The organism is Micromonospora sp. RL09-050-HVF-A (genome assembly GCF_019374995.1).
GTDB classification, from domain to species: domain Bacteria; phylum Actinomycetota; class Actinomycetes; order Mycobacteriales; family Micromonosporaceae; genus Micromonospora; species Micromonospora antibiotica.
On sequence record NZ_JAGKQP010000002.1, the window covers coordinates 4,860,294 to 4,873,990 of the forward strand.

9 protein-coding genes and 1 pseudogene are annotated in these 13,697 nt (G+C 73.2%); 6 read left to right on the forward strand and 4 right to left on the reverse strand.

The window, feature by feature from the left end:
- Nucleotides 1–31: 31 nt before the first annotated feature.
- The 3 genes from J7462_RS21495 to J7462_RS21505 form a co-directional block, all read right to left on the reverse strand.
- Nucleotides 32–1,897, reverse strand: a complete 1,866-nt coding sequence (locus J7462_RS21495; protein ID WP_219465815.1) for a DEAD/DEAH box helicase — start codon at nucleotides 1,895–1,897, stop codon at nucleotides 32–34.
- A 255-nt stretch (nucleotides 1,898–2,152) separates the two neighbouring features.
- On the reverse strand, nucleotides 2,153–2,983 hold the full coding sequence (locus J7462_RS32445; protein WP_255599275.1) for a hypothetical protein: 831 nt from the start codon (nucleotides 2,981–2,983) through the stop codon (nucleotides 2,153–2,155).
- Nucleotides 2,984–4,084: 1,101 nt separating this feature from the next.
- Nucleotides 4,085–5,647 carry a C40 family peptidase gene (locus tag J7462_RS21505; RefSeq protein WP_219465816.1) on the reverse strand — a complete coding sequence of 521 codons (1,563 nt, stop codon included), beginning with the start codon at nucleotides 5,645–5,647 and terminating at the stop codon, nucleotides 4,085–4,087.
- A 246-nt stretch (nucleotides 5,648–5,893) separates the two neighbouring features.
- On the opposite strand from J7462_RS21505, the gene mqnE reads away from it, so the two are divergent.
- From mqnE to J7462_RS21520, 3 genes are all read left to right on the forward strand, one after another.
- A complete protein-coding gene (gene mqnE / locus J7462_RS21510) occupies nucleotides 5,894–7,063 on the forward strand; it encodes an aminofutalosine synthase MqnE (RefSeq protein ID WP_219465818.1) in 1,170 nt (389 codons plus the stop codon).
- Nucleotides 7,064–7,086: 23 nt separating this feature from the next.
- Nucleotides 7,087–7,527: a hypothetical protein gene (locus J7462_RS21515; RefSeq protein ID WP_219465820.1), complete on the forward strand. Its 441-nt coding sequence runs from the start codon at nucleotides 7,087–7,089 to the stop codon at nucleotides 7,525–7,527.
- A gap of 127 nt (nucleotides 7,528–7,654) precedes the next feature.
- On the forward strand, nucleotides 7,655–7,927 hold the full coding sequence (locus tag J7462_RS21520) for a DUF4229 domain-containing protein (RefSeq protein ID WP_204958639.1): 273 nt from the start codon (nucleotides 7,655–7,657) through the stop codon (nucleotides 7,925–7,927).
- A gap of 248 nt (nucleotides 7,928–8,175) precedes the next feature.
- Here the strand turns inward: J7462_RS21520 and J7462_RS21525 are convergent, their stop codons facing one another.
- Nucleotides 8,176–9,552 (reverse strand): C39 family peptidase, encoded by a 1,377-nt coding sequence (locus J7462_RS21525; RefSeq protein ID WP_219465822.1) that lies wholly within the window; start codon nucleotides 9,550–9,552, stop codon nucleotides 8,176–8,178.
- Between the two features lie 204 nt (nucleotides 9,553–9,756).
- Here J7462_RS21525 and J7462_RS21530 point away from each other — a divergent pair.
- The 3 genes and pseudogenes from J7462_RS21530 to J7462_RS21540 form a co-directional block, all read left to right on the forward strand.
- Nucleotides 9,757–11,064: pseudogene (locus tag J7462_RS21530) on the forward strand (M14 family metallopeptidase); the annotation flags it as partial.
- Between the two features lie 359 nt (nucleotides 11,065–11,423).
- On the forward strand, nucleotides 11,424–12,359 hold the full coding sequence (locus tag J7462_RS21535; RefSeq protein WP_219465823.1) for an ABC transporter substrate-binding protein: 936 nt from the start codon (nucleotides 11,424–11,426) through the stop codon (nucleotides 12,357–12,359).
- A 274-nt stretch (nucleotides 12,360–12,633) separates the two neighbouring features.
- A complete protein-coding gene (locus J7462_RS21540; protein WP_219470593.1) occupies nucleotides 12,634–13,668 on the forward strand; it encodes an iron ABC transporter permease in 1,035 nt (344 codons plus the stop codon).
- Nucleotides 13,669–13,697 lie beyond the last annotated feature (29 nt).

Sequence of the window (13,697 nt, forward strand, 5' to 3'; positions counted from 1 at the left end):
CGGGCTCCGGGGCGGCGTCGGACAGCACGGATCAGTGGGTACGCGCCGGGGGCCGACCGCCGAAGCCCTGCCGGTCGTCACGCGGCCGGTCGTCGCGGACCCGGCCCTCGGTGCGGAACCCGCCCCGACGGTCGGTGGCACGCGGCTCACCGGCACCGAACCGGCGTTCCCCGGAACGCTGCTCGCCCCGGGTGTCCCGGTCACCGAAACGCTGCTCGCCCCGGTCACCGAAACGCCTGTCGCTGCGGTCGCCGTAACCCCGGTCGGCCGGTGCGCGATCCCCGTAACTCCGGTCGCCGCTGGGCCGGTCGCCGTAGCCGCGCTCGCCGGTGGGTCGGGCGCTGTAACTCCGGTCGCCGGTGGGTCGGGTGCCGTAACCCCGGTCGCCGCCGTAGCCGCGTTCGCCGCTGGGCCGGGCGCTGTAGCCCCGGTCGCCGGTGGGCCGGTCGCCGTAGCTCCGCTCGCCGGCCGGCCGGGCGCCGTAGCCCTGGTCGCCGCCGTGACCCCGGCTGTCGCGACTGCCGGAGTAGCCCCGGCTGTCACGGTTGCCGCCGTAGCTGCGGGAGTCCCGGTCGCCGAAGCGGCGCGGGCGGTCACCGTGCCGGCGGGGCTCGGGCTCCTCGCGGACCACGACGGGGACGCCGCTCGGCTCACGGGCCCCGGTCAGCTCGGTCAGCACCGCGTCACCGACCCGGACCCGGGTCTCCGCCGGGGACACGCCGGCCTTCTCCATCATCGCCAGCGTGGTCCGCCGCTGCTTGGGCAGCACCAGCGTGGCCACCGCGCCCGACTCGCCGGCCCGAGCGGTACGACCCGCCCGGTGCAGGTAGTCCTTCGGGTCCTTCGGCGGGTCGATGTGCAGCACCAGGGAGACCCCGTCGACGTGGATGCCCCGGGCCGCCACGTCGGTGGCGACCAGCACGTCCATCCGCCCCTCCTTGAACTCGGCGAGGGTCTTGGTACGCATCCGCTGGGTCTTGCCGCCGTGCAATCCACCGGCCCGTACGCCGACCGCGCCGAGCTGCTCCACCAGCCGGTCGACCCCGAGCTGGGTACGGGCGAAGAGCATGGTCCGGCCGGGGCGGGCCGCGATCGACGCCGCCACGGCGAACTTGTCGTGCGGCGGGATCAACAGCAGGTGGTGGTCCATGGTGGACACCGACGCGGTCGACGGGGCGGTGGAGTGCGTCACCGGGTCGGTCATGAACCGCCTGACCAGGGTGTCGACGTCACCGTCCAGGGTGGCCGAGAAGAGCAGCCGCTGGGCGTTCGCCGGGGTCTTGGCGAGCAACTCGGTGACCTCGGGGAGGAAGCCCATGTCGGCCATCTGGTCGGCCTCGTCCAGCACGGTCACCTCGACGTCGTCCAGGACGCAGACGCCCCGGTTGATCAGGTCGCCGAGCCGGCCGGGGGTGGCCACCACGATCTCGACACCCCGGCGCAGCGCGTCGACCTGCCGGTCGTACGGGACGCCGCCGACGGCGGTCTTGAGGAAGATCCCGACGGCCTTGCCGAGCGGCAGCAGCGCGTCGTTGACCTGCATCGCCAGCTCGCGGGTGGGGACCAGGACCAGGGCGCGCGGGTGCAGCGGCCGGGCCCGGTTGCGTTCGGCCAGCCGGGCGATGATCGGCAGGCCGAAGGCGAGGGTCTTGCCGGAGCCGGTCTGGCCCCGACCGAGCACGTCGCGGCCGGCGAGGGCGTCGGGCAGGGTGGCCCGCTGGATCTCGAACGGGGTGGTGATGCCCTGCCGGGCGAGGGTGTCGACCAGCTGCCGGGGCAGTCCCAGGTCGGCGAAGCCCACGACGGGGGCGGCCGGAGCGGGTTCGTTGCCGGTGGCGTCACCGGTCGGCAGGTCGTGGGCGGACGGAATGGTGCCGGAGTCAACAGAGGTGGTCAAGAAAGGCCTTTCGAGCGGGGCGCATCTTCGCGATGGCCCGCCGCAGCATGAGGTACGCCGCCGAATCGCCCGCAAGATCGCCCAGGGGCACGCCACGCGCGCCAGGTCAGTGATCCCGACCAGTGTACGGCGATCCGGCGGTGCCGCCAGTGAACCCCGAGCCGGTAGTGGGCGGACTCACCCCGATCCGGTGGGCCTCGTCCGCCCGACGGATACGCCCACCAGCACCTGCGTGCCGCCCCCGTCGGCCCGGCCTCACTCGGACAGCATGTTGCCGACCAGCCCGTCCATCACGTCGTTGGCGAGTAGGACGACCAGCACGCTGATCGCGACCAGCAGCCCGAGTGAAGCGGCGAGCACGATCACCACCCGGGTGGTCCGGGATCGCGGGGCCGGCGTGTCGGACCACCCCTGGGCCAGGATGTGCCCGGTCAGCGAGCCGGAGTTCTCTACCGGGTTGGCTGCCGGGAACGCGATCGTGGAGTGCCCCGGGCCGTCGGTGCCGCCGTAGCCGATGCTCGCCAGGTCCGGACCGCCCCGGTACGAGGTGCCGGTGGCGGGGCGGGCCACGCCGTCGGTCGTCCCGACCGGGGCGGGGGCGAAGCGGGGTGGTTCGGGCGGTGCGGGTGCCGGCACCACCGGCAGCGCCGACGTCGCCCCGTCAGCGGACGGGTCGGGCACGACCGGGGCCCGGAACGTCGGGGTGGTCGCGCCGACGGCACCCGACCCGGTGCTCGCCACCGGTGCCGGGGGCGCGGACGCCGGTGGGGTGAAGGTGGGTGGGGGCGGGGATGCGGGTGGGGTGACGGCAGCGGCCGGCGGGAGCGGGGCGCGGACACGGACGGCGGCGCCGAGGTGGGCGCGGTGAAGGCGACGGGTGCCGGGGCTGACGGTGTCGCGGCGGGCGGGCTGGTGGTGCCGGCGGCGGGCGGGCCGACGGTGCCGGCGGGGGCGGATTGGCGGTGCCGGCGGGGGCGGATTGGCGGTGCCGGCGGCGGTGCGGACGACCGCGGAGGCGCTGGCCCGGACGGTCGGGGTCGCGCGGCCGGGCATGGCCGGTGGCGGCGGGAACGGGGGCGCCGGCATCGGGCCGGGCGGTGCCGGCGACGGCGGCACCACCGGACCCGGGGGCGGCACCGGCGGCCCCGGCACGGGTGGGACCGGACCGGGCGGGACCGGGGTGGGACCCGGCGGAGGGCCGGGCAGCGGCGGGACCGGCGCGGGGAACGGGCCGGGCGCGGGCGGCTCGGGGGTGAACGGCGTGGGACTCGGGGCCGGCTCGGGAACGGGCGACGGCCGCGGGGCCGGCGACGGCTCGGGGCGGGCTCCGGGTCCGGGGTGGGCGGCTGGACCGGGGCCGGTGGGGTGGAGGGCTGCCCCGGGGTCGGCGGGGTGGGTGGCTGGGCCGGGGTCGGGGGCTGCGCCGGCTCGGGCGGCTCCGGGCTGACCGGTGCCGACCGGTACACCCCGGGGGCCGCGTCACCGGGCCGGGTCCCCGCGCCCGCTGCCGCGCCTTCGGCCTCGGCGGCGGAGATGCGACTCAGCCCGGGGACCGAAACGCTGGCCCGGGCCGTCCCGCCGTCCGATCCGCCGCGTTGTTCGGGAACACCGCCCGGGGTGGCCGGGCGGACCGGGCCCGAACCGCCGGGAGCCGGGTCACCCGGTTCGGGTGTTCGCGAGGCGGGGACGGTGGACGGGCCGGCGGCGGTGGGGCTGCCCGCCCGGTAGGTGGTCGCGGTGGCCACCCCGGAGGGCAGTTCGTCGCCCTCGGGCGGCACGGTCATGGTGTGCACGCTGGCCGTGGCGCGGGCCGACCCGTCGGCGGTCGGGCCAGGCCGGGCCGACCCGTCGGCGGCCGGACCTGGCCGGGCCGGGGTGTCGGCGGTTCCGGTGGGCCGGCCGGAGACCTCGGTGGGTCGGCCCGGGGGGTCGGAGGTCGCGGCACCGGACCGGTCGGGGGCGTCGGCGGACACGACGGGTCGGTCCGGGCTGCCGGTGGCCGGGTCGGGCACGGATCCCTGGTCGACGTGTCGCACCGGAACCTCTTGCTCAGCCATGATCGCCCTCCGCGCACCCTCGCACCCGTGCCCTGTGAACGGCGACCGGATGTGCCTCGTGTCACCGTGCCACATCTCGCCCCGTCGGCACAGTCGGAGTGCCGAGGGTGGTCGCAACGGTGGCGGTCGGTCAGCTCCCGGTGCTCGCCGAGGCGGAGGTGGACGCCGACCGGCTGCTCTCCGGGGCGCCGGTGCTGCCGGCCGTGGTCGGGTTGGTGCTGCTGTCCGGTGTGCCGGTGCCGGTGCCGGAGACGCTCGGTGTCGGGTCGGGGCTCTTGCTCGGCGTGGGCGTGGGCTTCGGCGTCGGTGGCTTCGTCGGTGCGGTGGTCGACGTCGGCCGGGGCGTGGGCGGCTTCGGCGACGCGGTGGTGGGCTTCGGGGAGGGCGTGGTGGGCTTCGGCGACGCGGTGGTGGGCTTCGGCGTCGGGGACGGCGTCGGGACCTGGGTGATCGGGGAACCGGGGGTGTTCACCGCGCCGACGACCCGGGTGGCGGCGTAGAGACCGGACCACCGGACCTGGGAGATCTTGACCACGTCCCCGCTGCGTGGCGCCTGCACCATCCGCCCCCCGCCGATGTACATGGCGACGTGGTGGATGGTCGTCCAGCTGCTGCCCGAGGCGAAGAAGAGCAGGTCGCCGGGGAGTAGGGCCGCCTGGGAGACCGTCCGGCTCCGCGTGGCGTAGTACTGGTCGCGGGCGACCCGGGGCAGGTCGTAATAGCCGGCGGACCGGTAGGCGGCCCACATCAGCCCCGAGCAGTCGAAGCGGTCCGGGCCTTCGGCCGCCCACAGGTAGGGGTCGCCGAGCTGCGCGAGCGCGTACCGCACGGCGGCGAGCGCCTGCGGGCTGGCGTTCAGCCCGGTGCTGCTCTGCCCCTCGACGTACGCCGCACCCAGCTTCTGCTCGGCGGCCTCCTGCTGCTTTTCCAGCGCGATGAGCTGGGCCTGGTTGTCCGCGCGCAGCTTGGCGATCTTGGCGTCGTTGTCGCGCAGCGCCTTCTGCACGGCGGCGAACTGTTCCTCCGCCCGCCGGACCCGGTCGGTGGCGGCGGTGACCGCCTGGGCGGCGACCTGCTCGGCCGTCCGGGCCCGGGACAGTTCGCCGGCCGCCGCGGTGGTCTCGTCGTCGGCCTGCTGCCCCCGGGAGACCCGCTGCAGGACGCTCAGCCCGTGCAGGTCGCGGGCCAGTTCACCGGGCGGCAGGGCGGCGGCGGCCTTGAAGGCGTTCGCGGCGACGGCGTTGGCCTGCCGCTCCGCCACGGTCAGCGCGCCCCGGGCCCGGGTCAGCTCACCCTGGACGCCGGTGAGCTGGACCCGTGCGTCGTCGCGTTGCTTCTGCAACTGCAGGAGTTGGTCGGCGAGCTGACCGTTCTGCGCGGTCAGGGTGTCGATCTGGGACAGCAGCGGGCTGGTCGGTAGCCCGCCGACCGGCAGGGTCGGGTAGCTGGGCTGGCCCGGGAGCGGGTAGCCGGACGTCGCCGCGCCGGGCAGCTGCAACCCGCCGGTGACCACCGGCCGGGAACCGGTGTCCGGGACGGTGTTGGGCAGCGGCGGCTCGGCATAGGCCGGGGTGGCCAGGACCATCGCGGCGACCGCGCCGAGCAGCGCCGACCAGAGCGCCGGCCGCAGCACCGGGGAGATCACCGGGACCCTGCGTCGTCGCTGTCGTCGCCCGTGCCCGCTGTCGACCATTCCGCTCCCTGTGCCGCGTGATGGTGCCGCCGCCTTAGGTGGGGCGCGACGACCCGGGACGCCGCCGGTGTGCGCCGCGTCCCATCCTGTCTTACCGCACCGGGACAACGATGTCGATGCGTGAGCAGCTTGGAGAACCCTGGGAGTACGGGTGAGGTAGGTCGCTGGCGGTGCCCGTCCTGCCGACCTGTCGCTCGTCCGACGTAGGCTCGATCCGACCGCAGGTGGAAGGGACGTGGCTTTTCGATGGACGCCGGACTCAAGCGTGAGCTCGAAGCGAAGGTGTACGCGGGGGAGCGACTGACCCGCTCGGACGGGATCGCCCTCTATGAGAGCGACGACCTGACCTGGTTGGGCCGGCTGGCCCACCACCGGCGTACGGAGTTGAACGGCGAACGGGTGATGTTCAACGTCAACCGGCACCTCAACCTGACGAACGTCTGTTCCGCCTCGTGTGCGTACTGCTCGTTCCAGCGCAAGCCGGGCGAGAAGGACGCGTACACGATGCGTATCGAGGAGGCGGTCCGCAAGGCCAAGGAGATGGAGGACGAGCAGCTCACCGAGTTGCACATCGTCAACGGCCTGCACCCCACGTTGCCCTGGCGCTACTACCCGAAGGTGCTGCGGGAGCTGAAGGCGGCGCTGCCCAACGTCAAGCTCAAGTGTTTCACCGCGACCGAGGTGCAGTGGTTCGAGAAGATCAGTGGCCTGTCGGCCGACGAGATCCTCGACGAGCTGATGGACGCCGGCCTGGAGTCGTTGACCGGCGGCGGCGCGGAGATCTTCGACTGGGAGGTCCGCCAGCACATCGTCGACCACGCCTGCCACTGGGAGGACTGGTCCCGGATCCACGCGTTGGCCCACGCCAAGGGCATGAAGACCCCGGCGACGATGCTCTACGGCCACATCGAGGAGCCCCGGCACCGGGTCGACCACGTGCTGCGGTTGCGTGAGTTGCAGGACGAGACCGGCGGGTTCGCGGTCTTCATCCCGCTGCGCTACCAGCACGACTTCGTCGACTCGGCGGACGGCAAGATCCGTAACCGGATCCAGGCGCGCACCACGATGGCCTCGCCGGCCGAGTCGCTCAAGACGTTCGCGGTGTCCCGGTTGTTGTTCGACAACGTCCCGCACGTGAAGAACTTCTGGGTGATGCACGGCCTGTCGGTGGCCCAGCTCTCGCTCAACTTCGGCGTGGACGACCTGGACGGCTCGGTCGTCGAATACAAGATCACCCACGACGCCGACTCGTACGGCACCCCGAACACCATGCACCGCGACGACCTGCTGCACCTGATCTGGGACGCCGGCTTCCAGCCGGTCGAGCGGGACACCCGCTACAACGTGGTCCGCGAGTACGACCGGGCACCCGCGTTGGCGTCCCGGCGTGCCGAGCCGCAGCAGGTCTGGGCCTGACCCGGCCGTATGCTCGTCACACCATGACCGGACAGCAGCCGACCGCGCAGCAGCGCAGCGGGTTTCCCCGCCGCGACACCGAGGGACGCATCCTCACCCTGGGTGACCTGCTCGGGGTGAGCCTGGCCGGTTGGGTGATCGGCGTGCTGGCGCTGGTGCTCTTCGACTGGGCGTTCGCCGTGGCCGGCGCGGGCGACTTCGGCCGTACCAACGGCTGGCTCGCGGTGATCCTGCCGGTCTGGCTGTTCTGGGACGAATTCCGGGCCTGGGACTTCGGCGCGGCCCGGGTGGTGGCGGCCCTGTTCGCCGCGGTGGTCGCGGTGGTCGCCGGGCTGCTGGTGGCGGGCCTGGCCGCCGGGCTCGCGCCGCTGTTCACCGGCGGGTTGGCCGCGCTCGCGTTCACCGTCGGGTACGCGGTGCTCTGGTTCCAGGGCGTGCACTGGCTGGCCCGACGGACGGGCTGAACCACCCGGCTGCGGGCCTCCCGACGCAGCAGCCGGGCGTTCCGACGCAGAATCAAGGAGTGGGCAACGTGGGCGCGAGCAGCGAGCGGGGTGTGCGAGCCCTGCGGTCGCGGATGAGGATGGTCCGGTGAGCGCGGCGGTGAAGTACACGCTGGCCCGGATCGGGCTGTTCCTGGTGGTCGTGGCGGCGTTGTGGCCGGTCGGGATGAACCTCTTCCTGAAGCTGATGGTGGCGTTGATCTTTTCCGCCGCCGCGTCGTTCTTCCTGCTCCGGGGCTGGCGGGACCAGATGGCCGAGGAGGTGGCCGCCGCCGCCGAGCGGCGACGCGCGGAGAAGGAGCGGCTCCGCTCCGCCCTGGCCGGCGACGACCACCCCGGCGGGGACGCCCCGCGCCCCTGATCCCCGCCCGCCCCGCGGACACGCCCCGCCCCCCGCGGACACGCCCCGCGCCCTCTCCGGCCCCCGCCCTGGTGATCAAGAGGTTTGCGCCAACTTCGATCTTCAACCTGACGCAAACCTCTTGATCGCCAGGCACCAGCGACGCATCGCGTCCTACCGGGCGTGATCCACTCCAGGTTGACTCAAGAGCGGTATCGCTGCCTGGCGATACCGCTACTTCGGCTCCCGAGAGTGGATCTTGAGCCGGGTCACCAGTTGGTCGAGCCCGGGACCACCGGCCATGGGCGGTCGATCGGCTTGATCAGGTAGGCGATGCCGCCCGACCCACCGGCCACCGTGCCGTTCGCCCGGTAGCGCTTGGTGCGTAGCCAGATCTGCTCGAACTGGTCGCGTCGGTAGACGTTGCGGACCTCGGCGTTGGACGCCGACGCCGGGTCGTTGACGATCACGTCGCCGTCGGCGGTGAAGCCGACGATCACGAAGAGGTGGCCGGAGGTGCCGTAGTTCGACCCGTCCAGCTCGGTGTCGAGGAAGGACTGCGAGGTGACCACGGGGATGCCGGCCCGGATGAACCGTTCCGCCTCGTCGAGGGAGTGCAGCCGGGTGACCCGGGCCTCGATGCCGGGGAAGCTGGCCGCGTACGCGGTGTTGAACGGCCAGTTGCCCGCGCCTTCGTACTCGTTGTCCCAGGTCATCCGGGCGGCGTGGACGACCTGCGGGTCGGGGTGGTCGGGGTCTATCCAGGACAGGTCGGCCGCCGACGGCAGCTTGCCGTAGTGCTCCAGCACCATCGTGGTGGACGTCGGGCTGCACCAGACCTGACCGCCGCCGCCCCACTCGGGGTAGCTGCCCCGGTGGATCATCTGGGAGCGGGCCGGCACGGGCAGTTCGGTGCCCCAGGCGATGTGGCCCCGGCTCGGGGTGACGGTGAACCGGTCCGGCACGTGCGAACTCATCGCGCCGAGCATCCGGACCCGGGGCGAGGCGACCTGGCCGGGCGCGCGGTAGAGGGTGAGCCGCAGTTGGTACGACCGCAGCAGCACCCCGGCGGCGGCGTCGTCGATGGCGAAGGTGTCGGTCCACACGCTGGACCAGGGGTCGCCCTGACCGTCCAGGGTGGCGCGGGCGATGTCGCGGTCACCGGAGGCCCAGCGGGCCATGACGTACCACGGGGTGTGGTCGCCGGTGGTGTAGGTGCCCTGGAGTTCGACCTGAAGCCAGGTGCCGGTGGGGGTGTCGGCGTTCCAGGAGGCGACCAGTTCGGTGGCGTCGAAGCCGATCGGGGTGGGTGGCGAGGTCCAGGTGGCGTACTCCCAGGTGCGGGTGGTGCCGGTGTGCGGGTCGGTGAACTCTGTGGTGCCGGCCGGGCGGCCGATGGTGAGACCGGCGCGGTGCCCGGGTGCGGCGTACGTGCCCCGGTGGGTGCCGGCCCGCCAGTCGGGGTGCCGGGACCACTCCTGGAAGGTGATCTGCTCGTCGTGTCCGCCCGGGGGCGGGCGGTCCCCGGCGGGTGGGGGCGTCCCGGTGGGTGACGGGCCGGCGGCGTGGACGGGTGCGGTGCTGGCGAGCAGGGTGAGGGTGGCGACGCCGACCAGGGCGACCGCGCGCAGGGCTCTGCTGGACATGGCAACTCCGCGGGGTGGGGAATCGTTGTCGTTCACTGTCCCGCCCGGCAGGAAGTTTCGCCAGGGCTTGCAGACGAGAAAGTCATTGCCGATGTGACGATCCGGTCGGGATGGTTGGAGACAGTCACGGATATTGATATGACCATGTGACTCCTGGTGAAGTGGGCACACAACGGGATCTCCCGTACCCCGAGGAGGATGTTCATGGCCTTCCGCACCTCCCCCTTCCGGCGTCGCCTGGCGCTCGCCGTCGTCGCCGGCCTCGGCCTGACCGCCGTCGCCACCGGGCCGGTCTCCGCGCGCCCGGCCCCGGAGCCCGAGCCCGCCGCCGCCGAATACCGGGTGCTCGGCCCGCGTACCCTCGCCGACCGCAACGCCGTCGCCCGCACCGGCGCGGCGATCGACTCCGCTGAACACGGCGTGCTGTACGTCTCGGCGACCCGGTCCGAGGCAGCCGCGATCACCCGGCTCGGTTTCCGGCTGGAGCGGGAGACCGCGCCGGCTCCCGCCGAGGGGGCCAGTGCCCTCGCCTTCCCCCCGGCCGACTCGAACTACCACGACTACGCCGAGCTGACCACAGTGGTCAACCAGGTGGTCGCCGACCACCCGGCCATCGCCCGCAAGATCAGCATCGGTCGGTCGTACGAGGGCCGCGACCTGATGGCGGTGAAGATCTCCGACAACGTCGGCACCGACGAGGCCGAACCGGAGATCCTGTTCAACTCCCAGCAGCACGCCCGCGAGCACCTGACCGTCGAGATGGCGATCTACCTGCTGAACCTGTTCACCGACAGCTACGGCACCGACTCGCGGATCACCAGCATCGTCAACTCCCGGGAGATCTGGATCGTCCCCACGGTCAACCCGGACGGCAGCGAGTACGACATCGCCACCGGCTCCTACCGGTCCTGGCGCAAGAACCGGCAGCCCAACAGCGGCGCGGCGGCGGTCGGCACCGACCTGAACCGCAACTGGGGCTACAACTGGGGCTGCTGCGGCGGCTCGTCCGGTGCGCCGTCGTCGAGCACCTACCGGGGGCCGTCCGCCTTCTCCGCGCCGGAGACCAAGGCGCTGCGGGACTTCGTCAACAGCCGGGTCGTCGGCGGGGTGCAGCAGATCAAGGCCAACATCGACTGGCACACCTACTCGCAGCTGGTGCTCTGGCCGTTCGGCTACACCACGGCCAACACCCCCAGTGGGATGACCGCCGACCAGTACAACACCTTCGCCACCCTCGGGCAGCGGATGGCGGCCACCAACGGCTACACCCCCGAGCAGTCCAGCGACCTCTACATCACCGACGGCGACAGCCTCGACTGGATGTGGGCGACCCACAAGATCTGGGCGTACACCTTCGAGATGTACCCCGGGTCGTCCGGGGCCGGTGGCGGCTTCTACCCGCCCGACGAGGTGATCCCCGCCCAGACCTCCCGCAACAAGGAGGCGGTGCTGCTCCTGTCGGAGTACGCCGACTGCCCCTACCGGGTCATCAACAAGCAGAGCACCTACTGCTGACCCACCGGACGTGACTCCGGGTGGGGTCCCGTAAGCCCCCGACGGGACCCCACCCACCCCCACCGACCAGACGATCTTCGCTGGTCGTGCGCTACCGTGGCACCCGATCGACCCGCAGCGAAGCCGGTGCGAAACCGGCGCTGTCCCGCAACTGAGATGCCCCACCGTGGTTCCCGGCCCCGCCGGTGACCCGCCCCGGCGCCCGGCCCGAGTGGCCGGCGTCGTCGTGTGTGGGGACGAGCCAGGTCGCCTGCGGTCGGTCGCGACACGCGCTCTCGAGGAAGGGCGCCTCGCGGACGGGCACGCCAGCGGCCCTGTCGGCGAAGCACCACGCTCCTCGACCGACAGGAGGACCGATGTCCCGACGTACCCCCCGGTTGTTCGCCGCGACCCTCGCGGTGGCGGCCCTCGCCCTCGGCGCATGCGCCGAGAAGACCTCCGACGACACCCCCGCCGCCGGCAGTAGCTCCGCCGCCGCCTTCCCGGCCACCGTCGGCAACCTCACGCTGGACAAGCGGCCTGAGAAGATCGTCTCGCTGTCGCCCACCGCGACCGAGATGCTGTTCGCCATCGGGGCCGGCAAGCAGGTCACCGCCGTCGACGACCAGTCGAACCACCCGGCCGACGCGCCCAAGAGCGAGCTGTCCGGTTTCCAGCCCAACGCCGAGGCGATCGCCGGCAAGAACCCCGACCTGGTGGTGCTCGCCAACGACACCAACAAGATCGTCGCCCAGCTCACCGCGCTGAAGGTCCCGGTGCTGCTCACCCCGGCGGCGGCCACCCTCGACGACACCTACCGGCAGCTCACCGACCTGGGCACGCTCACCGGCCACCCGACCGAGGCGGCCGACGTGACCACCCGGATGAAGGACGAGATCGGCAAGCTCACCAAGGACCTGCCGCAGCGGTCCACCAAGCTGACCTACTACCACGAGCTGGGGCCGGAGCTGTACAGCGCGACCAGCAAGACCTTCATCGGCTCGATCTACGCGCTGGCCGGGCTGCAGAACATCGCCGACGCCTCCGACGCCGACGGCAAGAACGGCGGCTACCCGCAGCTCTCCCAGGAGGTCATCGTCAAGGCGAACCCCGACTTCGTCTTCCTGGCCGACGTGAAGTGCTGCCAGCAGAGCGCCGACACGGTCAAGGCGCGCAGCGGCTGGGCCGGCATCACCGCCGTCAAGAACAACCAGGTCGTCGCGCTCGACGACGACGTCGCCTCCCGCTGGGGACCGCGCGTGGTCGACCTGCTCCGGTCGATCGTCGACGCCACCGCCAAGGTGCCCGCGTGACGGTCCACCCCCGGTGACCGTGCGCCCCACCGGCCCCGGACCGGCCGGGACGCCCGACGCGTCCCGGCCGTCCGGCCTGCCCGAACCCGGCCCGGCCGCCGCCGCAATCTCCCCGGCCGGGTCCGCCGGGGCCGATGTGCCGACCGGTGGGCGCGGTCGGGACGGTGGCCGCGAGTCCCGCTCGGTCGGGTCCGCGTCCGCGCCGGGTGGACGGCCCGGCGTCGGGTGGGTCCGCACCCCGAAGGTCGCCGCCGGTACGCCCCGACCGGCCGGGCTGCGTAAGCGTTGGCTCGCCGCCGGGGTGCTCGCCGTGCTGGTGGCCCTGGTCGCCGGGGTGTCCCTCGGCCCGGTGGGCCTGCCCCCCGGCAGCGTCGCCGCCGAACTGCTCAACCTGCTGCCGGGGGTACGCCTCGACAGCGGGCTGACCGAACGCGAGATCGCCATCGTCACCGAGCTGCGGCTGCCCCGGGTGGTGCTCGGCCTGCTCGTCGGTGCTCTGCTCGCCCTGGCCGGCGGCTGCTACCAGGGCGTGTTCCGCAACCCGCTGGCCGACCCGTACCTGCTGGGGGTGGCGGCCGGCGCGGGGCTCGCGGTGACCGCCGTGATCACGCTGGGCGGTGTCGGGGCGGGCGGGGCGCTGACCGGGATGCCCGTCACGATCCCGCTCGCCGCGTTCGTCGGCTCGCTCGGGGCGGTCGCCCTGACGTACCTGCTCGGGGCGGCCGGCGGGCGGGACCGGTCACCGGCCACCCTGATCCTGGCCGGGGTGGCGGTGTCGGCGTTCCTCTCCGCCGGGCAGACGTACCTGCTGCAACGGCACTCCGACAGCATCCAGATGGTCTACTCCTGGCTGCTCGGGCGGCTGGGCACCGCCGGTTGGGGCGACGTCCGGCTGATCCTGCCGTACTTCGTGCTGACCGCCGTGGTGGTGCTGCTGCACCGGCGGGAACTCGACGTGCTTTCCGTCGGCGACGACGAGGCGGCCAGCCTCGGCCTGCACCCGCAGCGGTCCCGCTACCTGCTGATCGCCGCCGCCTCGCTCGGCACCGCCGCCGCCGTCTCCGCGTCCGGCCTGATCGGCTTCGTGGGGATCATCGTGCCGCACACCGTACGGCTGCTGGCCGGGTCGAGCTACCGGGTGATCCTGCCGCTGTCGATGCTCTTCGGCGGGGCGTTCCTGGCGCTGACCGACGTGGTCGCCCGGACCGCCGCCGCCCCCGCCGAGATCCCCATCGGCGTGGTGACCGCCCTGCTCGGCGGCCCGTTCTTCGTCCTGGTCCTGCGCACCGCCCGCCGGGTCTTCCCGTGAGCGCGAGGAGTGAGCCGGTTTTGCGAGCC

What these genes read in the sequence shown, in the direction of transcription:
- J7462_RS32445 (WP_255599275.1), bottom strand. Translation starts at nt 2,983, where the DNA reads ATGCCGGCGCCCCCGTTCCCGCCGCCACCGGCCATGCCCGGCCGCGCG.
- J7462_RS21535 (WP_219465823.1), top strand. Translation starts at nt 11,424, where the DNA reads ATGTCCCGACGTACCCCCCGGTTGTTCGCCGCGACCCTCGCGGTGGCG.
- J7462_RS21505 (WP_219465816.1), bottom strand. Translation starts at nt 5,647, where the DNA reads ATGGTCGACAGCGGGCACGGGCGACGACAGCGACGACGCAGGGTCCCG.
- J7462_RS21525 (WP_219465822.1), bottom strand. Translation starts at nt 9,552, where the DNA reads ATGTCCAGCAGAGCCCTGCGCGCGGTCGCCCTGGTCGGCGTCGCCACC.
- J7462_RS21515 (WP_219465820.1), top strand. Translation starts at nt 7,087, where the DNA reads ATGACCGGACAGCAGCCGACCGCGCAGCAGCGCAGCGGGTTTCCCCGC.
- mqnE (WP_219465818.1), top strand. Translation starts at nt 5,894, where the DNA reads ATGGACGCCGGACTCAAGCGTGAGCTCGAAGCGAAGGTGTACGCGGGG.